General features: G+C 52.9%; 17 protein-coding genes and 2 pseudogenes. 14 read left to right on the top strand and 5 right to left on the bottom strand.

Going from position 1 to position 20,186, the window contains the following annotated elements:
- Window positions 1–245: 245 nt before the first annotated feature.
- Genes hutG through hutC form a run of 3 tightly spaced genes read right to left on the bottom strand, consistent with a single transcriptional unit; the run spans window position 246 to window position 3,102 of the window.
- Entirely contained in the window at window positions 246–1,046 is an 801-nt protein-coding gene (gene hutG, locus SC206_RS10130; protein WP_332736751.1) for an N-formylglutamate deformylase, read from the bottom strand.
- Window positions 1,043–2,293 carry an imidazolonepropionase gene (gene hutI, locus SC206_RS10125; protein WP_332736749.1) on the bottom strand — a complete coding sequence of 417 codons (1,251 nt, stop codon included), beginning with the start codon at window positions 2,291–2,293 and terminating at the stop codon, window positions 1,043–1,045. Before hutI ends, hutG begins: the two co-directional genes overlap by 4 nt.
- Before the next feature lie 8 nt (window positions 2,294–2,301).
- Entirely contained in the window at window positions 2,302–3,102 is an 801-nt protein-coding gene (gene hutC / locus SC206_RS10120) for a histidine utilization repressor (RefSeq protein ID WP_332736747.1), read from the bottom strand.
- A gap of 177 nt (window positions 3,103–3,279) precedes the next feature.
- Here hutC and SC206_RS10115 point away from each other — a divergent pair, with 177 nt between their 5' ends.
- From SC206_RS10115 to hutU, 7 genes and pseudogenes are all read left to right on the top strand, one after another.
- Window positions 3,280–4,647 (top strand): formimidoylglutamate deiminase, encoded by a 1,368-nt coding sequence (locus SC206_RS10115; RefSeq protein ID WP_332736745.1) that lies wholly within the window; start codon window positions 3,280–3,282, stop codon window positions 4,645–4,647.
- Window positions 4,648–4,655: 8 nt separating this feature from the next.
- Window positions 4,656–5,282: a HutD/Ves family protein gene (locus SC206_RS10110; RefSeq protein WP_332736743.1), complete on the top strand. Its 627-nt coding sequence runs from the start codon at window positions 4,656–4,658 to the stop codon at window positions 5,280–5,282.
- 280 nt (window positions 5,283–5,562) lie between these two features.
- The gene (locus SC206_RS10105) at window positions 5,563–6,573 is read left to right on the top strand and encodes an ABC transporter substrate-binding protein (protein WP_332736741.1); all 1,011 of its coding nucleotides are present in this window, start codon (window positions 5,563–5,565) and stop codon (window positions 6,571–6,573) included.
- A 122-nt stretch (window positions 6,574–6,695) separates the two neighbouring features.
- Window positions 6,696–7,467: pseudogene (locus SC206_RS10100) on the top strand (ABC transporter permease).
- Window positions 7,464–8,264, top strand: a complete 801-nt coding sequence (locus tag SC206_RS10095) for an ABC transporter ATP-binding protein (RefSeq protein ID WP_332736739.1) — start codon at window positions 7,464–7,466, stop codon at window positions 8,262–8,264. Before SC206_RS10100 ends, SC206_RS10095 begins: the two are co-directional and overlap by 4 nt.
- 101 nt (window positions 8,265–8,365) lie before the next feature.
- Window positions 8,366–9,913 carry a histidine ammonia-lyase gene (gene hutH, locus SC206_RS10090; protein WP_332736737.1) on the top strand — a complete coding sequence of 516 codons (1,548 nt, stop codon included), beginning with the start codon at window positions 8,366–8,368 and terminating at the stop codon, window positions 9,911–9,913.
- Between the two features lie 22 nt (window positions 9,914–9,935).
- Window positions 9,936–11,621, top strand: coding sequence for a urocanate hydratase (gene hutU / locus SC206_RS10085; protein ID WP_332736735.1), 1,686 nt, complete (start codon window positions 9,936–9,938; stop codon window positions 11,619–11,621).
- 136 nt (window positions 11,622–11,757) lie between these two features.
- On the opposite strand, the gene SC206_RS10080 is transcribed toward hutU, so the two are convergent.
- Window positions 11,758–12,606, bottom strand: coding sequence for a nitrilase family protein (locus SC206_RS10080; protein WP_332736733.1), 849 nt, complete (start codon window positions 12,604–12,606; stop codon window positions 11,758–11,760).
- A gap of 190 nt (window positions 12,607–12,796) precedes the next feature.
- Here SC206_RS10080 and SC206_RS10075 point away from each other — a divergent pair, with 190 nt between their 5' ends.
- The 4 genes from SC206_RS10075 to SC206_RS10060 all read left to right on the top strand — a co-directional run bounded on the left by SC206_RS10075 (window position 12,797) and on the right by SC206_RS10060 (window position 16,240).
- Window positions 12,797–13,801, top strand: a complete 1,005-nt coding sequence (locus tag SC206_RS10075; RefSeq protein WP_332736731.1) for an ABC transporter substrate-binding protein — start codon at window positions 12,797–12,799, stop codon at window positions 13,799–13,801.
- Window positions 13,802–13,810: 9 nt separating this feature from the next.
- Window positions 13,811–14,515, top strand: a complete 705-nt coding sequence (locus tag SC206_RS10070; RefSeq protein ID WP_332736729.1) for a M24 family metallopeptidase — start codon at window positions 13,811–13,813, stop codon at window positions 14,513–14,515.
- Between the two features lie 122 nt (window positions 14,516–14,637).
- Window positions 14,638–15,435 carry an ABC transporter ATP-binding protein gene (locus tag SC206_RS10065; RefSeq protein ID WP_332736727.1) on the top strand — a complete coding sequence of 266 codons (798 nt, stop codon included), beginning with the start codon at window positions 14,638–14,640 and terminating at the stop codon, window positions 15,433–15,435.
- Entirely contained in the window at window positions 15,425–16,240 is an 816-nt protein-coding gene (locus SC206_RS10060; protein ID WP_332736725.1) for an ABC transporter permease, read from the top strand. Before SC206_RS10065 ends, SC206_RS10060 begins: the two co-directional genes overlap by 11 nt.
- Window positions 16,241–17,128: 888 nt before the next feature.
- Here SC206_RS10060 and SC206_RS10055 read toward each other — a convergent pair.
- Window positions 17,129–17,470: pseudogene (locus tag SC206_RS10055) on the bottom strand (helix-turn-helix domain-containing protein); the annotation flags it as partial.
- A 116-nt stretch (window positions 17,471–17,586) separates the two neighbouring features.
- Here SC206_RS10055 and SC206_RS10050 point away from each other — a divergent pair.
- The 3 genes from SC206_RS10050 to SC206_RS10040 all read left to right on the top strand — a co-directional run bounded on the left by SC206_RS10050 (window position 17,587) and on the right by SC206_RS10040 (window position 20,026).
- The gene (locus SC206_RS10050; protein WP_332736723.1) at window positions 17,587–18,435 is read left to right on the top strand and encodes an AraC family transcriptional regulator; all 849 of its coding nucleotides are present in this window, start codon (window positions 17,587–17,589) and stop codon (window positions 18,433–18,435) included.
- Window positions 18,436–18,524: 89 nt separating this feature from the next.
- Window positions 18,525–19,223 (top strand): alpha/beta fold hydrolase, encoded by a 699-nt coding sequence (locus SC206_RS10045; protein ID WP_332736721.1) that lies wholly within the window; start codon window positions 18,525–18,527, stop codon window positions 19,221–19,223.
- 38 nt (window positions 19,224–19,261) lie between these two features.
- On the top strand, window positions 19,262–20,026 hold the full coding sequence (locus SC206_RS10040; protein WP_332736720.1) for an IclR family transcriptional regulator: 765 nt from the start codon (window positions 19,262–19,264) through the stop codon (window positions 20,024–20,026).
- The last annotated feature ends 160 nt before the right edge of the window (window positions 20,027–20,186 follow it).

Raw genomic sequence — 20,186 nt, 5'->3', positions numbered from 1 at the left:
GCGGAGCGCCGCGACCCACGCCACACACGGAGGCTTCTGAAACGATCTCCCTTTGTAGTCCTCACGTTGCACCTGTGGAAGAAAAACGCGGGAGTGCAGAGGGTGCTCGTTAAAGCACCTTCTGCCTGGTCTGGGCCAGCGCCCAGTAAGCGAAGCGCATGCAGTTGAACTTAAACCTGAATTTGAATTTAAAGATTTAGATCTAAAGAAAATTGCCTTTAGATTCCAAATCTAAAATCTAAATCTTAGATCTCCCTCCCAAACTGTAGTATCCCCGCCAGCAACGGCTTGATCACCCCTTGCAATTGCTCAGCCTTATCAACGATATAAGGATAAGGCTCGATCTCATCCATATAATTACACTGCGCCAATTCAAGCTGTACGGCGTGAACATGATTCTCAGGCTGTCCATAGGCGCGAGTGATATATCCGCCCTTAAAACGACCATTGAGGATATAAGAGAAGCTGCTTTGCGACGCGCAAACACGCTCAACTACATCACTCAAACCCTGCGCGCAGCTCAGGCCGCCATTTGTGCCGATGTTTAAATCTGGCAAACGACCGTCGAAGAGGCGGGGGATAAAAGAGGCGATAGAATGGGCGTCAAAAAGCAGCGCATAGCCAAATTCAGCTTTAATACGCGCCAATTCTGCCTGGATTTTTTGATGATAAGGCTGCCAGATTTCAGCGAGATAGGTTTGTCGCTGCGCGTCGCTCGGATGTTGACCTTCTTTAAATGTTGGACGGCCATCGAACAGCGTGTCGGGGAATAATCCCGTGGTGGCGGTTGCGTAAAGCGGCTTGTCATCGGCGGGGCGATTGAGGTCAATCACAAAGCGCGAATAGTTGCCGACGATAATGCTAGCGCCAAGCGCCTTGGCAAAATCGTATAACGTTGGCAGATGCCAATCAGTATCAGAAAGGGGCAGCGCGGCGTCGGTTAATCCGCTGGCAACTTCTGGCGTTAATCGCGTTCCGGCATGGGGAATACTGATCAGCAGCGGCGCGTGGCCGGCAATAAACTCGAACGGATCGGCAATGCTCATAAACGAATTTCTCCTCGATAGACCACGGTGCAGGGCAGTTGGCCACCCAGCCAATAAACCAGTTCAGCTGGGCGTTTCACCGGCCAGTGTACAAAATCGGCGACTTTTTCAACTTCCAGCGTGCCGTGAGAATCCTGTAAGCCCAGCGCTTTTGCGCCGTGACAGGTAATGCCCGCCAGCGCTTCCTCGGGCGTCATGCGAAACAGCGTGCAGGCCATATTCAACATTAAACGCAGCGATAATGCGGGTGACGTCCCCGGATTAGCATCGCTCGCCAACGCCATCGGCACGCCGTAACGACGAAACAGTTCAACAGGCGGCACCTGGGTTTCTCGCAGCAGATAAAAAGCGCCGGGTAACAGCACGGCCACGGTGCCACTTTCGGCCATGGCCTGAACATCAGATTCAGTCGCAAATTCAAGGTGATCGGCAGAAAGCGCGTGATGCCGCGCCGCCAGCGTGCTGCCATGCAGCGAAGATAGCTGCTCGGCGTGCAGTTTTACCGGCAGGTTTAGCTCCTTCGCTTTGTTAAACACGCGTTCAACCTGTTGCGGCGAAAAGGCGAGGTGTTCGCAGAAGGCATCAACCGCATCGGCCAAACCTTCCGATGCCACCTGCGGCAGCAGGGTGTCGCAAATCATCGTGACATAATCGTCAGCATTGCCTTTAAATTCAGGCGGTACCGCGTGCGCCGCGAGGCAGGTCGCTAATACATCAACCTGCTGAGTGGCGCCAAGTTCACGGATAACCCGCAACATTTTCAGCTCGCTTTCCTGACTTAATCCGTAGCCCGACTTGATTTCAATACAGGTCACCCCTTCGGCCAGCAGAGTATGTAGCCGGGCTTGGGCCTGATCGAAAAGTTGTTGCTGAGTGGCGTTGCGGGTCGCATTGACGGTAGAGAGGATCCCGCCGCCCTGAGCCGCAATCTCGGCATAGCTGACGCCATTGAGGCGCTGCTCGAATTCGGCGCTTCTGTCGCCGCCAAAGACCAGATGAGTGTGGCAATCAATCAGGCCGGGCGTGACGATACCGCCGCCAAAATCCGTGCGTTTCGCGGACGAAAAGTCTGGACACTGCGCGCGCGGCCCGAGCCACAGGATGTTGCCATCTTTAACCGCGATTGCGCCATCTTCGATAATGTTGTACTGCCCGTCACGCAGAGTCACTAAATCTGCCCCGAACCACAGGCTGTCACAATAAAGCTCGCCCTCGTGAGGTGGCGGGGTATAAAGCGGTGTCGCCATAAAATCTCCTAACCGTGGCTGGTGAAGCGTCCGAATAGCTGGTAGCGCGAGCCCGGATAGAGCAGCCGCGCAGAGGTCACAACCTGATTGCCGCTCCAGGTGCGACGATGAATCAGCAGGCAAGGCTCGTGTTCGCCAAGCTGTAAATGCTGGCTTTGCTCGGCGCTGGCACTGACTGCCTCCACCCGATGTTCGCCCGACGTCAGCGGCGCGACCTGCATGAGATAGTCGTAAGGCAGACGATTATTGAACACGTGTTCGAGATAATCGGGCGCAGGTTGCGGATTCACGCAACGCTCTTCAATTTGCACCGGCAGATCATTTTCGTAATGCACAATTTGCGAATAAAACATCCGCTCGCCGCGTGCAATGCCGAGTTGTAACGCCTGTTCTGCATCGGCCTGTCGCGCTTCACAAACTAATATCCGACTGCTATGACGATGACCGCGATCGGCAATTTCATCAGCGATATTATGCACTTCAAGCATAGGCGTGTAGGCTTTTGCTTCTGCAACAAACGTGCCAACGCCCTGCATGCGAATAAGAAAACCTTCGCTGGTCAGCTCACGCAGTGCGCGATTGATGGTCATACGACTCACGCCAAGCTCGTTGACCAGCTCACTTTCAGACGGAACTCGCTGATGCGGCTGCCAAACGCCCGTGCGGATCTGCCCGATAATCGCCTGCTTAACCCGCTGATAAATCGGCGCTGGCGTATCGCTAATGGCTGCTGAAAGCTGTGAAAGTGTTTGTTGCGACACCGATTGCTGCGCAATATTTCCCTGCAAGCGCCCCTGTGAATCAGGCATGTTCTTCACCTCGGTTTTCATTAACGTACAGCCGTTTTTACGAGCTTTATTCAAAAATTTAATATCGGCAGTTTACAGCGCACGCCGCCGTATGTATATGTATAGACAAGCTGGTTAGAAAAATCGCCGTCTTCGATAAAAAATTCTAACCCTCATCTTTCATACAGGAACCTCGCCATGCCCGCCTATTTTGCTGCCCGCGCCCTATTGCCCGAGGGGTGGGCGCGTAACGTCCGCGTTGTGGTCGACAATCAAGGTTTTATCACTGAAGCCACGGCCAACGCTACTGTTGAGGGGGCCTACGTGCTAAATGGGCCCGTTGTGCCGGGTATGCCAAACCTGCATTCTCACGCTTTTCAGCGAGTTATGGCTGGTTTGGCCGAGGTGGCGGGTAACCCGCAGGACAGTTTTTGGACCTGGCGTGAGCTAATGTATCGCATGGTTGGCCGCTTAACGCCAGAGCAGATAGGCGTGATCGCCCGCCAGCTTTATATCGAAATGCTAAAAGGCGGTTATACCCAAATTGCTGAATTTCATTACCTTCATCACGATATTGACGGCAAACCTTATCGCGATGCGGGTGAAATGAGTGCGCGCTTGAGTCAGGCAGCGCAACAGGCAGGCATCGGTCTAACGCTGCTGCCCGTGCTCTATAGTTATGCCGGTTTTGGTGCGCAACCCCACCAGCATGGCCAGCGGCGATTTATTCAAAACGTCGACCAGTATCTCGAGCAACAGCAAATTATTGCCAAGCAAATTCAAGGGATTGCCACGCAAAATCAGGGCCTGTGCTTTCATTCGCTACGCGCCGTGTCGGCTGAGCAAATCCATCAGGTGCTGGCGGAAAGCGACAAAACGCTGCCCGTGCATCTGCATATTTCGGAACAGGTTAAAGAGGTTGATGACTGCGTGGCATGGAGCGGGCAACGGCCCATCGCCTGGCTGTTCGACAAGGTCGAGGTCGATGCGCGCTGGTGTTTGATTCACGCGACGCATCCCGATCAATCCGAATTACGCCAGCTCGCCGCGAGTGGCGCAGTTGCCGGCCTTTGCCCCACAACGGAAGCCAATCTTGGCGACGGAATTTTCCCGGGCGTTGATTATCTTGCACAGAATGGCCGCTGGGGCATGGGTTCTGATAGTCATGTTTCATTGAACGTAGTAGAGGAGTTGCGCTGGTTCGAGTACGGGCAGCGACTGCGCGATACGCGACGTAATCGTTTAACCACGACGGAGCAACCGTCTGTAGGCGATGTGCTTTATCAGCAGGCATTGACGGGGGGCGCACAGGCCTGTGGCGTGGCGATTGGCAAGCTTGCCGTGGGCTATCGCGCTGACTGGCTGGTGCTTGACCCTGAATGTCCGTATCTGTCCGCTGCGTCAGACGACCAGCTGCTAAATCGTTGGTTATTTGCGGGCAGCGCAGCACAAATTCAAGACGTGTGGGTGGCGGGAGAAGCTAAAATTATTGCAGGCCGTCATCCGCATCAGGCAGAAGCGGCGGCAGATTTTTTAGCCCTGTTAACGCTCCTTAATCAGGAGTAGGAGTCGCTATGCAACCTTTGGTCATCCCAGATTCGCTGAATTTTTTTGCTCTCGATACTCTGCCCGTTACGCCTTGGCGCAATGGCGGCGGTGAAACGCGAGAGATTATTTCGATGCCGCCGCAGAGCAGCAGTTTTGACTGGCGCGCCAGCATCGCCACTATCGCGCAAGACGGGCCATTTTCGGCTTTTCCGGGTATCGATCGCTCTATCACATTATTGACGGGCGAGGGCGTGCATCTTTTTACATCTAATGGATCAGCTACTGACGGATTAACGGCTGACGGAATTGATCATCAGTTAACCACGCCCGCCGCGCCGTTTGCTTTCTCGGGCGATACCGCGATAAACGCCAAGCTGACAGCAGGCACGACCACCGATTTCAATATCATGACCCGACGTGGAGTCTGTCGTTCGGTTGTTTCGGCCAAACGAGAGAGTTTTTATGCCCCCTTGTTGATGGGCGGGGTTTTGCTGGTGTTGAAAGGGGAATGGCTGTTACAGGGTGAAAATTTGTTAAGCGAAAATCAGGGCGTGGTTTGGGCAAACACCCAAGATGTGACGCTAGAACTGTTGCTTGAGGCTAAAAGCGCCGACAGTTTGCTGATTTGGGCCGCTATTTTGCCACTCTCTTAGTTTGACTTAGATGAGCTTGGCGGGCGCTGCGCCAAAATAGCGCGTGCGCTGCACTTATTTATCTCTGTTTTATCTTCGTGACATTGCTTTAGTGTGCTCTTAATCGCGAATTAGCCGCCGTGAAAAGCAGTGAAAAAGGCAAACAAACGCGTAGAGGCGGTTTCTAGATAACTGGCACAAACCTTGCGTAACTCTTGTTATCAGCTTGTATAGACAACAGCAGGCAAAACATTGCGGTGAACCAGCTTTATTAAACAACGTTTAATGGCAGGGGCGACAAATGAGCAAAATGTTTTTCCAGACCGGACGAAAAAAATCTTTTTCCTCTTATAAGTTGGCAATAAGCGCGGCGATTGCGTTAGGTATTACGGCATCGAGTGTTGCACAGGCGGCCGATACGCCGGTAGCGATCGGTATCTCCGGCTGGACGGGCTTTGCGCCTCTGACGTTGGCCGACAAAGCCGGCATTTTCAAGAAAAACGGTCTGGATGTCACCCTCAAGAAAGTCCCACAGCAGTCGCGCCATCTGGCTATTGCCTCCGGTGATTTGCAGTGCGCGGCTACCACAGTTGAGACCTATTTAACCTGGAATGCCGCGGGAGTTGCGGTTAAACAGATAGTCCAGCTCGATAAATCCTATGGTGCAGACGGCATCGCGGTGCGGCCCGGCATTAATAAAATTACCGATTTGAAAGGTAAAACCATCAGCGTCGACGCGCCGGGCACCTCTTCCTATTTCCTGCTTGCCTGGATGCTCGATAAAAACGGCATGAGTGTCAAAGACGTCAAACTGGCAACCCTCGGACCCGACGCCGCCGCGCACGCCTTCCTCGCGGGGCAAAATGATGCCGCCGTCAGTTACGAACCTTACCTTTCTTCTATTCGTCAAAGCCCAGACAAAGGCAAAATTCTGGCGACCACGCTGGATTATCCGATGGTGATGGACACCCTTGGCTGCACGCCTGATTTTCTTAACAAGAATCCAAAAGCCGCGCAGGCGCTGGTTAACAGCTACTTTGAAGCGCTGGCGATGATCAAGAGCGACCCTGATAAATCCAATGAAATCATGGGCGCGGCGGTGAAAGAGACCGGTAAGCAGTTTGCCGAAGAGGCGAGTTATCTTCGTTGGCAGGATTTAGAGCAAAACAAAAAATTCTTTGGCGGCGAGATAACGTCATTCAGTAAAGAGGCGGCGACGCTGCTGACGCAGATGAAGATCCTGCGTAAAACGCCCGATTACGACGCGCTTTTTGATCCACAGTTTGTGGCGAATGCCAGCGTGGCGAAATAAATGACGCGAGGAATCAAGCCGTGATGCAACACACCAAGGAAGTTTTAAAAGCCTCATCCGACGCGGCGCAGCGTTCTCCCGCGCCGCTGCCGGTAAGCAAAAAAGTGACGCATAACCCGCGAATGGTGCCGTTGCGCCCCGTTTCGGCGCGGCACCGTGGATTATTAGGCTTCCTGTTTTTTGTGCTGTTTTTCACGGTTTGGGCAGCCGTGACCTTTTCGGGCATGGTTTCGCCGACCTTTTTAGCGGACCCGGCCACCATGCTACAAGAAGGATGGCTGCTGTTTACCGAATTCAACTTTAGTACCGACATCGGCATGACGGTTATGCGCGTCGTCGGCGGCTTTGTATTGGCATCGGTTATCGCCGTGCCGCTGGGTATTTTGATGGGTTCTTACAAACTCATCGAAGCTTTTTTCGAGCCGTTCGTTTCATTTTGCCGCTATCTACCCGCCTCGGCGTTTGTGCCTTTATTAATCCTGTGGGCCGGCATTGGCGAAATGCAGAAAATATTGGTGATTTTCATTGGCTCCTTTTTCCAAATCACCCTGATGGTAGCGGTTACCGTCGGCGCGGCGCGATTTAGTCGAGGCCGCCTACACGCTGGGCGCCACTAATCGCTCCGTAGTGCGCCGGGTGATTATTCCCGGCGCCGCGCCTGAAATCGCCGAGCTGTTGCGGTTGGTATTGGGCTGGGCGTGGACTTACGTCATCGTCGCCGAACTGATTGGCTCATCGAGCGGCATCGGCCACATGATTGTCGACAGTCAGGCAATGCTGAATACCGGCCAGATGATCTTCGGCATTATCGTGATCGGCTGTATCGGGCTGCTGTCTGACTTTTTATTCAAGGCGATTAATCATCGACTGTTTGCCTGGAGCGCCTTTAAATGAGTCTTGTCAAAGCAAGCAGCGCCAAGCTGAATATTCGTCAGGTCGAACGAATTTTTACCGGCCCAAAAGGCGAGCAAACGCAGGCGCTTTTACCGGTCGATTATTCGGTTAATGAAAACGATTTTATTACTATTCTCGGCCCGTCGGGCTGTGGCAAGTCTACCTTGCTGCGGATTGTTGCCGGGCTCGATCAACCCACGCGTGGCGAAGTCTGGCTCGATGGCGAACGCGTCGAAGGCCCCGGTGCCGACCGAGGAATGGTATTTCAAAGTTACACGCTGTTTCCGTGGCTCAGCGTGCAGCAAAATATCTGTTTTGGCCTCGAAGAGCGGGGTGTGAGCAAGGCGGCGCAAAAAGAGCGCAGCGATTACTTCATTAATAAGGTTGGATTACGCGGCTTCGAGCATCATTTCCCGCGACAGCTTTCGGGTGGCATGCAGCAGCGCACGGCAATTGCCCGCGCTTTAGCCAATGACCCCAAAGTGTTGCTGATGGACGAACCCTTCGGCGCGCTGGACAACCAGACCCGCGTCATGATGCAGGAACTGCTGCTCTCAATTTGGGAATCATCGCGAAAAACGGTGCTGTTCGTGACCCACGATATCGACGAAGCGATTTTTATGGCCAATAAAGTCGCAATATTTTCCGCTCGACCGGGAAGAATTAAAAGCGAGATTGCGGTGGATTTCCCGCATCCGCGTAATTATCGACTCAAGACCTCCAGTGAATTCATGGAGTTAAAAGCGCGCGTGACCGAAGAGATCCGTGTCGAAACGCTGCAAAGTCAGGAACATTAACGGCGGGACAGACCGCAAACAGACTATCCCCGGAGACTTCCTATAAACGGTAAGTCTGCCGGGAATACCTTTACGTTCACTTGTATAGACAGGAATAGATTATGGCTTCTTCATCTGCTGAAATGACTATTTGCCATCTGCAACCGGGACAGGTTGATTTGGCAACGCTGCGCAAAATTTATCAGGGCAACGTGCGCCTTGAGCTGGCCGAAAGCGCTCGCGCGGGCATTATTGCCTCGCAGCAAACGGTGCAGAATATCGTTGAACAAGGGCGCGTGGTGTATGGCATCAATACCGGTTTTGGCAAGCTGGCCCAGACCATGATCCCCGCCGACCGATTAGCCGAACTCCAGCGCAATTTAGTGTTGTCGCACAGTGTGGGCATCGGCAAAGATTTACCCGATGACGTGGTGCGATTAGTGATGGCAACCAAAGTGTTGAGCCTGTCGCGCGGCCATTCCGGTATCCGCATTGAGGTGATCGACGCCCTGATTACGCTGTTCAATGCGGGCGTGATGCCCTGTATTCCCGAAAAAGGCTCGGTCGGTGCATCCGGCGATTTAGCGCCGTTGGCACATTTGTCTCTGATGCTGATTGGCGAGGGCGAGGTAACGATTCAATGTAAGCGAATGTCCGCAGTGGATGGGCTGGCAGCAGCAGGTTTACAGCCGTTTATTCTCGGGCCAAAAGAGGGGTTGGCGCTGCTTAACGGCACTCAGGTCTCAACATCGCTGGCGTTGCGCGGTCTGTTTGAAGGGGAGCGAGTCTTTGCCGCCGGACTTGTAGCCGGTGCGCTGTCGCTCGAAGCCATTAAAGGCTCGGTTAAACCACTAGATGCCCGAATCCACGAAGCGCGCGGTCAGGAAGGGCAAATTGCGGTTGCCGCCGCCGTCATGGCGTTGCTCGAAGGGAGTGACATTGTCACTTCTCACGCAAACTGTGGCCGCGTGCAAGACCCGTACTCTATACGCTGCGTACCGCAGGTGATGGGCGCTTGCCTCGACAATCTCAAACACTCGGCGCGTATCTTGCAAATCGAAGCCAATGCGGCGTCAGATAACCCGCTGGTATTTGAAAACGGCGACGTGATTTCCGGCGGTAACTTCCATGCTGAACCGGTAGCGTTTGCCGCCGACATTATTGCGCTTTCCGTGGCGGAAATTGGTGCGATTTCAGAGCGTCGTCTGGCATTACTGCTCGATACCGGCCTGTCAGGATTACCGGCGTTTCTAGTTAACGACGGCGGTGTAAATTCCGGCTTCATGATTGCACAGGTGACGGCCGCCGCGTTGGCCTCCGAGAATAAATCGTTGGCGCATCCGGGCAGCGTTGACAGCTTGCCGACCTCCGCGAATCAGGAAGACCACGTCTCGATGGCGACCTACGCCGCGCGTCGTTTAGGCGATATGTGCTTCAACACCGCCGTGGTGGTCGGCATTGAGGCGATGGCTGCCGTGCAAGGCATTGATTTCAATCGTCCCCTTAAAAGCTCGGCCATTATTGAAGGCGAAATCGCCGCCGTGCGCGAGAAGGTCGCCTTCCTTGAGAAAGATCGCCTGATGGCACCGGATGTCGAAAATATGCGCCTGTGGGCCAGCCGTGAAAACTGGCCTGCGCCAATTCAGGCTCTGCTGCCAAGCTTTAACTAATTTATTCATGAAGGAGTGAGAGATGAATTCACCACAGAAAACCGCCGTCGCCCGCGTGGTTCGCGCCCCGCATGGTACAGAGTTGAGCTGCGAAAACTGGCTGATCGAAGCCGCTTACCGCATGATTCAAAACAATCTTGACCCTGACGTGGCCGAACGTCCGGAAGATTTGGTGGTTTACGGCGGAATTGGCAAGGCGGCGCGAAACTGGCCGGCGTTTGAAGGCATCCTGCAAAGCCTGCGCACGTTGAAAGAAAATGAAACTTTGCTGGTGCAGTCCGGTAAGCCGGTAGGGGTTTTCCGTACCCACGTTGACGCGCCGCGCGTGCTTATTGCTAACTCGAATCTGGTGCCGCACTGGGCCAATTGGGATCATTTCCACGAGCTCGATAAAGCCGGTTTAATGATGTACGGCCAGATGACCGCCGGTTCGTGGATTTACATCGGCGCACAGGGCATTGTGCAAGGCACCTACGAAACCTTCGCCGAAGCGGGACGTCAACATTATGACAGCAATCTGCGCGGTAAATGGATTTTAACGGCCGGTTTAGGTGGCATGGGCGGAGCGCAGCCTTTGGCGGGCGTGCTGGCCGGAGCCTGCGTCTTGGCGATTGAATGCCAGGAATCGCGCATCGATTTCCGAATTCGTACTCGTTATCTCGATCACAAGGCTTATACCATCGACGAGGCGCTGACCATGATTGAGAAAGCCTGCGCTGAAAAACAGGCTATTTCTGTTGGCCTGTTGGGTAACGCCGCCGAAATTATGCCTGAGCTGGTAAAACGCGCGCAGCAGGGCGGATTACGCCCGGATATTGTCACCGATCAGACCTCCGCGCACGATCCGCTGAACGGTTATCTGCCGCAGGGTTGGAGTTTGGAACAGTGGCAGGCGGCCCGTACAGCCGACCCGCAGTCGGTGGTGAAAGCCGCACGCGCCTCGATGGCCGTGCATGTGCAGGCGATGCTCGATTTCCACGCGATGGGCATTCCAACCGTCGATTACGGCAATAATATTCGTCAGGTCGCCAAAGATGAGGGCGTGACCAATGCCTTTGATTTCCCGGGATTTGTGCCTGCCTATATTCGCCCGCTTTTCTGCGAAGGCAAAGGCCCATTCCGCTGGGTCGCACTCTCTGGCGACCCTGAAGATATCTATAAAACCGATGCTAAACTGAAAGAGCTTTTCCCCGATAACACTAATCTTATCAATTGGTTGGACATGGCGCGTGAACGCATCGCGTTTCAGGGATTACCTGCACGAATCTGTTGGCTAGGCTTGGGCGAGCGACATATTGCGGGCTTGGCGTTTAACGAAATGGTGCGCAAGGGGGAGTTAAAAGCGCCGGTGGTTATTGGTCGTGATCATCTTGATACGGGATCGGTAGCTTCGCCTAATCGCGAAACCGAAGCGATGAAAGATGGCTCGGACGCCGTTTCCGACTGGCCGCTGCTTAATGCTTTGTTAAATACTGCGGGCGGCGCGACGTGGGTGAGTTTGCACCATGGCGGCGGCGTAGGCATGGGCTTTTCACAGCATGCGGGCATGGTGATTGTTTGTGACGGCACCGAAGCCGCCGATGAACGTTTGGCGCGCGTGCTGTTTAACGATCCGGCGAGCGGCGTGATGCGTCATGCCGATGCAGGATACGAGCAGGCCATCGACTGCGCCAAGGCGCACCATCTGAATCTGCCTATGTTAGATTAAGTGACGTTGTCACACTAAATTTGCTCCTTTTTGCCCTTAGCTAATCGCTTGTTTTCATAGTCAAAAATTTAACAAGCACGTGCTTAAGGGCAAAAAGGGTTGGGCAAAAAGGTTGAACAGAATTGTTCGAACAGAACTAGCCGAGCTGATAAGTTTCAGGTCGGCGGTCTTTCAGCACCTGATTAAAATCGTTCCAATTGCGATGACGTTTGGCGTCGGCAAGATTGATGGTCACCATGATTATCTCTGGATTAGTATCACTGGCTGGGCCAGCAACCGGCCAGCCGGTGTAACTGGTAATCAGGCTTTGACCAATAAAAGGCTGTTCGCGCTCAACGCCTACGCGATCGGCGGCGGCAATGAACAGCGAGTTACTGTGTGAAGCGGCCATCACCAATATGTTGGCCATCGCTTCTCGCGAAGGGTCCTGACCCGGAATCGGCACCCAGTTGGTCGGCACGCAGACAATCTCTGCGCCTTGTAATGCGGCCATTCTGAAACTTTCCGGAAACCAGCAGTCATAGCAAATCTGACAACCAATGGTCCCAATTCGAGTTTTGAACACCGGGAAGCCTAAATTTCCTGGTTCAAAATAGAGCGCTTCATCGCCCCATAAATGGACTTTCCGATAACGACCAATAAAGCCTTCGGGTCCGATGATAACCGCAGAATTATAAAGATATTCGCCGTCTCGTTCGGTGATGCCTGCTACCAAATAAATGTTAAGGCGCGCGGCGCAGGCGATCCACGCCTCCGATGACGGCCCCGCAGGAATATTTTCGGCCAAAGAAAAAGCCTCGGCGCGAGAGGCAAAAACATAGCCGGTATTGCACAACTCAGGCAGCACCATCAGGTTTGCACCCTGCGCGGCGGCCTGCTCAATCATCTTGATCGACTCTGCGACGTTATGTGACGTTTCACCAAATCGCGGTTGCGTTTGCAGACAGGCCACGGTGACGGGTGCTTCATGCTGACGTGCGGGCATATTTCCCTCCCGGATAAACCGGCTTAAGTTAAGCGTTGCAGTGCTGTTTCAGGAAATAGTGATCGCACTTATCCGCTCATTATTCAAGCACAATAATACTTAACAAATTGATTGACATAAAATATTGCCGCGCCTCAATATGCTGAAGCATTTGACGATTAATTCCTCTAAACCTGCCGGAGAAATGAACATGAAAAGACGTACATTTTTAGCTGGGACCGTTTTGGCGGGCGCAACGCTGCTCAGCACCTTATTACCGGCAGTGGGAGGGATTTCGACGGCCTCGGCGGCTTCCCTGACCAAAGTCACATTTATTCAGGAATGGCCGGTGGCCGATGGTTTCTGGATCCCGTGGATACTCGGCAAAGAGAAAGGTTTCTATGCGCAGGAAGGCATCGACCTTGATATCGTCGCGCCGCCAACCGTCGCCGATACCATGAAATTCCTCGGCACGGGCCGGGCCAACGTTGCTTTCACTACTGTAATGGATATCATTTTTGCCAAAGAGCAGGGCGCGCCCGTTCAGGCGATTGGTCGCTACGGCAAAGAAAATAACTGGGGCATTATTAGTGCCGAAGGCAAGCCCTATACCGTCGCCGAGTTGAAAGGTAAGAGCGTCGGCATTTATAACGATGCCTGGACCAAAGCCCAGCTGGCGCTGATGTTGAAAAGCGCAGGCCTCACGTTGAATGACGTGCAAATGGTCACTGCGGCCGATGATACCGTGCCGCTGCTGCTGCAAAAACGCGTGGATGTTATTACCGGTATCACCAACGCCGAAGGCACGGAAATGACCACCACCGGCAAGCAAAAGCCCGAATTCCTGCCTGCGATTGCCCACGGCGTGCCGAATACGCCTATCTTCATGCTGGCCGGTAATCAGGAGTGGTTGAAAGCCCATCCAGATTTGGCGAAAGCCTTTATGCGCGCGACCGTGAAAAGTATCGCTTACGCGGTGCAGCATCCTGACGAAGGGGTGCAGGCTTTCGCCACGGCGTACAGCAAAGCTTACGATCCGACTTATATCAAACAGCAGTGGGCCGATACCGTGCCATTACTCGCGCCTGCCGACAGCAAATCTTTAGCGCAGGAAGCCGCTACATGGCAGAGTCTGCTGACCGCCATCAAGGCCGAAGGTATTGTTAAAGCGCCTCTGCCTGCGGACCAATATTTTACTAACCAATATCTGCCATAAGGAGGTCGCATGTCGTCTTCCTCAATGGAACCGGCCTGGAACTATCGTCCCGGGCCGGATATTGCCTTTGACGCGCCCGCCGGTTTGCGGGCGGCTCAAAAGTTGGCAAAAGCGGCCGCGCTGTCGGCAGTGGCCGCTGCGCGCGCCGGGATCTCAGAGCGTGATGTCGAAGAAATCGTGCACGACTATTTTCGCCAGCACGGCGCGGATGGTATCTGGACCATCACTAACGTCGGGCTTGGCGAAAACACCCGCGTCTGCTTTCCGACTCAGGGGCCAAGTGACAAAACGGCGCAAGAGCGTGACGTGTTAATGGTCGACGTGCATCCCATTACGGCTGACGGGTCGTGGGGCGATTGCACACGCTGCGCTGTTATTGGCGATTATCCCGAAGCCACTCAGGCGCTGCATGACCTCGAGCGCATTCATTATGAAACGATTGCGCTTTGCCGCCCCGGCATGCCCGCCAGCGAGCTGTTTGGCCTCTCGCATGAGCGCCTGACGCAGGAAGGTTTTATCCTGCTCGATCTGCTCGGAAATATCGGCCATTCGCTTACGGCAGGCGCTGCTTATACCCACGGTTTTATCGATGCCGGAAACGCCACGCCAATGTGGGGCGCGTGGGCTATCGAGCCCTTTGCCCAGCGCGGCGAGGTGGCAGTGAAAGTCGAAGACTTGGTGTGGTTTGGTCGCGACGGCTGCGAGATTCTATGATTTTATCAATTACATTGTCTTATCAATCACATTGTTAAGTACTCAGTATTAGCTGCGCATATTATTCAGAACCGCACGGCGTCTGAATGGCCACGAGGCCGACGACAAGGAGAACGCGTTTAATGAGTTATCCCAAGCTGTCATTGCAGCAGGTGACAAAAAGATTTGGCGAAATGACCGCGCTGGCTTCAACCGATCTTGAGGTCGAAGCGGGTGAGTTTGTCTGTGTCGTTGGGCCTTCCGGTTGCGGAAAGAGCACGCTGTTCAACCTGATCTCGGGGGTATTAACGCCTGAAAGCGGCAAGATTTTGATTAATAATCAAGACGTCACGGGCAGCAGCGGCCACGTTGGCTATATGCTGCAAAAAGATCTGCTGCTGCCTTGGATGACGGTTATCGACAACATCGTGCTTGGCGCAATTTTGAAAGGCGGCGCGAGCAAGGCGCAGCGTGCGGCAGGCGCGGCGCTGGCCGAGCGTTACGGTTTAGGCGAGTTTATCCATCATTATCCGGCAGCTTTGTCAGGCGGTATGCGCCAGCGCGTGGCCTTAATGCGTACTTTGGCGATGCAGCACGAAATCATGCTGCTCGATGAACCTTTTGGCGCGCTGGATTCACAGACGCGGCTGTCGATGCAGCAATGGTTGTTAACGGTGTGGTCCGAACAAAAACGCACGGTGATTTTCGTGACGCATGACATCGACGAGGCGGTGTATCTAGCCGATCGCGTGGTGGTAATGTCGCCAAGACCCGGGCGGATCCGCGAAATTCTGAAGGTAGATATTCCACGACCTCGACCTCTTTCCAGCCTCACCAGCCCCGAATTTACCGCGCTCAAGCGCAAGATTCTTGACCTGATTTACAACGAAAACCTTCTCACCGAAAACGAACCACAGGAGCCTCTTGCTCATGGCGCTTGAACGAAAGACGGACCTTGTTCGCAAACTGTTATTTCCTTTGGGGGGTCCGCTGGCGGCGTTGATTCTCGTGCTGGTGGTGTGGGATTTAGCGGTAAGAATTTACCAGATTCCGGCTTACGTGTTGCCGTCGCCGGAACAAACCTGGGATCATATGCTGTCTGACCTGCCGGTACTGTTGCAGGGTTTTCGCATCACTTTTGTCACCTTTTTGATGGGTTTTGTGCTTGGCGCTGGTGCGGGATTTATCTTTGCCGTGCTAATGGACGCCACGCCGTGGATTCGCTCGGTGCTTTATCCGATTCTGATCGCCAGCCAGGCGGTGCCGGTCATTGCTATCGCGGCGGCGCTGACTATCTGGCTCGGCTTTGGTCTGGCACCGAAGCTGGTAATTGTCGCGCTGGTGGTGTTTTTCCCCGTGGTGGTAAACGTGCTCGACGGACTCAACTCGGTTGATAAAGACATGCTGAATCTAGTGAAGTCGATGGGCGGCTCGCGCTGGAGCATTTTTCGTTTCGTAAAATTGCCCGCGACCTATACGCCGCTGTTCTCGGCTCTCAAGCTTTCGGCTACTTTCAGCGTGACTGGCGCGGTCATTGGCGAATGGACCGCCTCGACCAGCGGTGGATTAGGGGCTTATCTGTTGCAGGCTAACTCACGATTGAACACGGCGGGCACCTTTTCAGCCATCGCTTTTTTGGCCCTGCTAGGGGTGGTGAGCTTTTTGCTGGTGATCCTGCTGGAATGGTTGATGACGCCATGGAGGAGCGCGGTGAAAGCTCGAAAATGGGGGTTCTTTAGATTTTGAAAATCTAGAGGCAAAATTTTTCATTTAAGTTTAAGGTCAAGGTCAAGGTCAAGGTCAAGTTCAAGTTCAAGTTCTAAAGCATGCGCTTTGCTTACTGCGCGGCGGCGCAGACCGCCTCAAGGATGTTCCTAAGCGAACACCCTTGAGAATCCCGCGCTTTTTTTCCACAGATGTAACTTGAGGACTAAAAAGTTAAATCTTTCCAGATGCCGCAGCGTGTGGCGTAGGTCGCGCGGCTTCGCCGTTCCTTCGCTACGTTCACAAGCCAAAAACGTCTTGTTCACCTCCGCTCAGCGCCGCCCTGATACCGCCAATTACAGCACTTAAAGCAAGGGCGGAAACTCTTAGGCGGTCAAGGACCGATCGTTCTAATAAATAAAAATTTTGTTTGTTTGAGATGCCAGCAAAATAGGTTTCTTATTTCTGATGATTGTCATCTGAGTTTTTCCTGATTTTTTATCTGATGTTGCTGATTATTCAAACCAAGCCTGACCAATCGGTCCTTGACCGCTTAAGAGTTTTCGGTGTTTCTTTTGAGGCTGTAATTGGCGGCATCGGGGCGGCGCTTAATGGAGTAATTTGAGACGTTTTTGGCTCAAATTCGTAATGAGGGAAGCGCGAAGCGCCGCGACCTACGCCACTCACCAATGTGCCTGAAAAGATCTCACTTTTTCAGCCCTCAAGTTGCAACTGTGGATAAAGAGCTTGGGATTCTCAAGGGGTGAGCGACTGCGACCCTTGAGGCGGTATGGGCCGCCGCCCATTGAGCGAAGCGAATGCAGTTGAACTTGAACCTGAATTCAAATTTGAATTTAAAGATTTTAAAGAAAAATTGCCTTTAGATTCCAAATCTAAAATTGCCTCATTTGCAATCTCAACCTTGGAAATCATTCCTTGTTCCGGCCAGCTTTCCAAGCGCCGATACACCGCTGGGGTAATTTTAAACTGCTTTTTAAATGTGCGGGTAAACGTCTGCTGAGAGTCAAACTGGTATTTATCGGCAATTCGCAAAACCGAGTTTTGTGTAAGACGCAGCTCCGTCGCCGCCATGGTCAAACGACGCTGGCGCGTGTAAGTCCCTAATGTTTGACCCGTAAATGTTTTGAAGAGACGTTGCAGGTGCCATTTTGAGTAGCCCGATTTCGCGGCAATGGTGTCTAAGGTCAAGGATTGATCCAGATTGTCTTCAATCCAATCCAACAGTTCACTGACAATACTTTCGTGATACATATTTTCATTCTCCCCGTTAAGCCCGATATTTAGCCACCAGAGTCGCTGGACTACAATGCGCAATTCGGCCATATTATTTACCGTTTCAGCCAAATCCTTACGGAGTCTTAATAAAGATGCCCATCATCCAATGTCATCCCGGCGACTGTAATAAAGTTTCAATCGATTCAATCGACAGGCCGATCATCGCTGTAGGGGCCTCGCGCGCCAACGGAGCGTGGGAGCTCGCGATGCACAGTCATCGCAAAGCGCAGCTGCTTTATACACTCGAAGGGATTATCAGCTGTGAATTGGAGCAGGGGGTTTGGGTGGTGCCGCCGCAGTGCGCCGTGTGGATCCCAAGTGGACTAATGCACTCTGCGCGCGGCACTGGCGTCAATCAGTGTTACAGCCTGTTTGTTGAACCCGACGCTAACTTGTCGTTGCCGACCACCTGTTGCACGCTTTCCGTGAGCCCGCTATTGCGTGAACTGCTGCTGCACGCGGCGCATTTTCCGCTGCTTTATGATGAGCAAGGTCCTGAGGGAAAAGTGGTAAACGTCTTGCTCGATCAACTGAGCGTAGCCCGAGTTGAAGATCTTTATCTACCTTTGCCGAGAGACAGTCGCCTGCGCCAGCTAACCGATGGAATGCTGAAAGATCCCGCTGATAAATCGACACTTTCTGAATGGGCAGCTCGGATTGGCATGAGTGAACGCAGCCTGAGCCGCACTTTTACCCATCAGGTAGGCGTAAGCGTGCATCGCTGGCGCAAACAGCTGCATGTCATTCTCGCCTTGCAGAAACTTTCTGAAGGGACCAGCGTGCAAACCGTCGCGCTGGACTTAGGATACGAAAGTGCCAGCAGCTTTGTGACCATGTTTCGAAAAGCACAGGGAAAACCGCCTGCGCGCTATTTGTCGGACTGCGCCAACAGCCCGGAATTTCCGATTCGCGGCTTTTCACTCACCGAAAATGTGGCCTAACGTTGTTTATCATTAAAGCTGATTGATTAATGGTGTAAGCTCAATTAATAAAAGCTTTGTATTTCAATCATCAAGGAATCGACTGCACGATGTCTATCGGTAATATGGTGTTAATCCCGGGTTATATGACAGATGACCAACTGTGGGATGAGGTAAAAGAACCTTTAGAACAACAGGGCGCAATTCTCACGCTGGCAACGCTGGATAAGGGCGAAACGATGGCTGAAATGGCCGAACGCATTATCGAATCATGCCCGCCAACTTTTGTTTTGCTGGGTTTTTCGATGGGCGGTTATGTCGCACGTCAAATCCTGCAACGCATTCCTGAACGTGTTTCTGCACTGATTTTAGTAGCAACCTCTAGCCGCGCTGATTCAGACAAGCAGCAGCGTATCAAAGCCGCTGCGGCCGACGCCGTGACCGCGACATCTTACAATGGACTGAGTAATCAATCGCTTGGATACTCGTTGCACATCGATCGCAGCCAAGACCCAGAGCTGCTACATCGTTTAAAATCGATGGGCCAGCGCTTGGGGTATGGGGTTTTTGTGCGCCAATCCAAGCTGGACCGCAGCAGTGATACGCATAATCTTGCGCAAATCAGCTGTCCAACATTGATAATCGCCGCGCAGGACGATCGGATGCGCAGTTTCGAAGAGGCAATCGAAATGCAGGAGCGTATTGCAGGCTCCGTTTTGCGGGTCATTCCTGATTGCGGCCATATGATCCCGATTGAGCAACCCACGGCAATGTGTCAGGAAATTATCGACTGGCTAACAGAACCCTAATAATCAAGTTGAATCGAGCTGTTCCCAGGAGCTGTACCATGTCAGATGTTGTGAGATCCGCTGCACGCGCGCTTGATTTATTGGAGTTTTTCTCTAATCAATCGCACAGTGTTTCGTTGGCAAGCGTTGCAGCTCGTTTTGAGCTGCCAAAAAGTAGTGCGCTAGGTTTGCTGCGAACCCTCACCAGCCGTGGCTATCTATTAAAAGATAATCAAGGTTGTTATTACATTAACGAGGCGTTTAAGCAGCATGGATTTGGCTGGGGCGGCAGTGCATTACGCCGGCTGACGGCGGTGGCGCGACCCGCCATGGAAGAGATGGCGACGCAGCTGGGTGAAACGATCAGCATGGGCGTGTTGACTGAAGAAGGCAATATCAAGCTGATTTTACAGTCTTTATCTCATCAGCCAATTCGCTACGAGGCCGATTTGGCGCAGATTTTGCCCGTTCACTGCACCGCGATGGGACGCATTTTACTTTCGTATAAAAGTGAAACCGAAAGTCAGGCTTTACTGAAGGACGCGACCTTAACGCGCTACTCAGAGTTAACTATTACAGAGCCTGAGCAGGTTATGCAGCGGATTCATGAGGCGCGGCAGCAAAAATATTGTCAGGTGATTGATGAGTACGATGTGGGCGGAACAGGCATTTCTGTTGCGGTTTTGGACGTATACGAAAATCCTATTGCAGCACTCAATGTCTCATGCGTAACGGCCCGTTTTGCCGATAAAAAAAACGCGATCCTTGAATCGTTATTTAGCGAAGCCGCTAAGCTTAGCGCCTACATGAAATTAACTGCCTGATAAACTGATTTTTTCCTGATTTCGTCTTAAACCTCGAGCTGTCTCTCATCTTTGCGCGCTCTGAATCCTTTTAGAGCGTCATAACGAAATCCTATTGTCTTTAATTCCCACTAAAATCCCCCGCTGGACGATAAATGACCTGTATGTTAGGTTTTATTCG

It is taken from the genome of Rouxiella sp. T17 (assembly GCF_036663475.1).
In the GTDB taxonomy this organism is placed as follows: Bacteria; Pseudomonadota; Gammaproteobacteria; order Enterobacterales; family Enterobacteriaceae; genus Rouxiella.
The sequence above is the reverse complement of the archived record's forward strand: the minus strand, read 5'-3'. Positions and strand labels throughout refer to the sequence as shown.

Coding starts and splice junctions, on each gene's coding strand:
- SC206_RS10080 (WP_332736733.1), bottom strand. CDS start 12,606: ATGCCCGCACGTCAGCATGAAGCACCCGTCACCGTGGCCTGTCTGCAA.
- hutG (WP_332736751.1), bottom strand. CDS start 1,046: ATGAGCATTGCCGATCCGTTCGAGTTTATTGCCGGCCACGCGCCGCTG.
- SC206_RS10065 (WP_332736727.1), top strand. CDS start 14,638: ATGAGTTATCCCAAGCTGTCATTGCAGCAGGTGACAAAAAGATTTGGC.
- hutU (WP_332736735.1), top strand. CDS start 9,936: ATGAATTCACCACAGAAAACCGCCGTCGCCCGCGTGGTTCGCGCCCCG.
- SC206_RS10045 (WP_332736721.1), top strand. CDS start 18,525: ATGTCTATCGGTAATATGGTGTTAATCCCGGGTTATATGACAGATGAC.
- hutC (WP_332736747.1), bottom strand. CDS start 3,102: ATGCCTGATTCACAGGGGCGCTTGCAGGGAAATATTGCGCAGCAATCG.
- SC206_RS10110 (WP_332736743.1), top strand. CDS start 4,656: ATGCAACCTTTGGTCATCCCAGATTCGCTGAATTTTTTTGCTCTCGAT.
- hutI (WP_332736749.1), bottom strand. CDS start 2,293: ATGGCGACACCGCTTTATACCCCGCCACCTCACGAGGGCGAGCTTTAT.
- SC206_RS10070 (WP_332736729.1), top strand. CDS start 13,811: ATGTCGTCTTCCTCAATGGAACCGGCCTGGAACTATCGTCCCGGGCCG.
- SC206_RS10060 (WP_332736725.1), top strand. CDS start 15,425: ATGGCGCTTGAACGAAAGACGGACCTTGTTCGCAAACTGTTATTTCCT.
- SC206_RS10105 (WP_332736741.1), top strand. CDS start 5,563: ATGAGCAAAATGTTTTTCCAGACCGGACGAAAAAAATCTTTTTCCTCT.
- SC206_RS10095 (WP_332736739.1), top strand. CDS start 7,464: ATGAGTCTTGTCAAAGCAAGCAGCGCCAAGCTGAATATTCGTCAGGTC.
- SC206_RS10115 (WP_332736745.1), top strand. CDS start 3,280: ATGCCCGCCTATTTTGCTGCCCGCGCCCTATTGCCCGAGGGGTGGGCG.
- hutH (WP_332736737.1), top strand. CDS start 8,366: ATGGCTTCTTCATCTGCTGAAATGACTATTTGCCATCTGCAACCGGGA.
- SC206_RS10075 (WP_332736731.1), top strand. CDS start 12,797: ATGAAAAGACGTACATTTTTAGCTGGGACCGTTTTGGCGGGCGCAACG.
- SC206_RS10050 (WP_332736723.1), top strand. CDS start 17,587: ATGCCCATCATCCAATGTCATCCCGGCGACTGTAATAAAGTTTCAATC.
- SC206_RS10040 (WP_332736720.1), top strand. CDS start 19,262: ATGTCAGATGTTGTGAGATCCGCTGCACGCGCGCTTGATTTATTGGAG.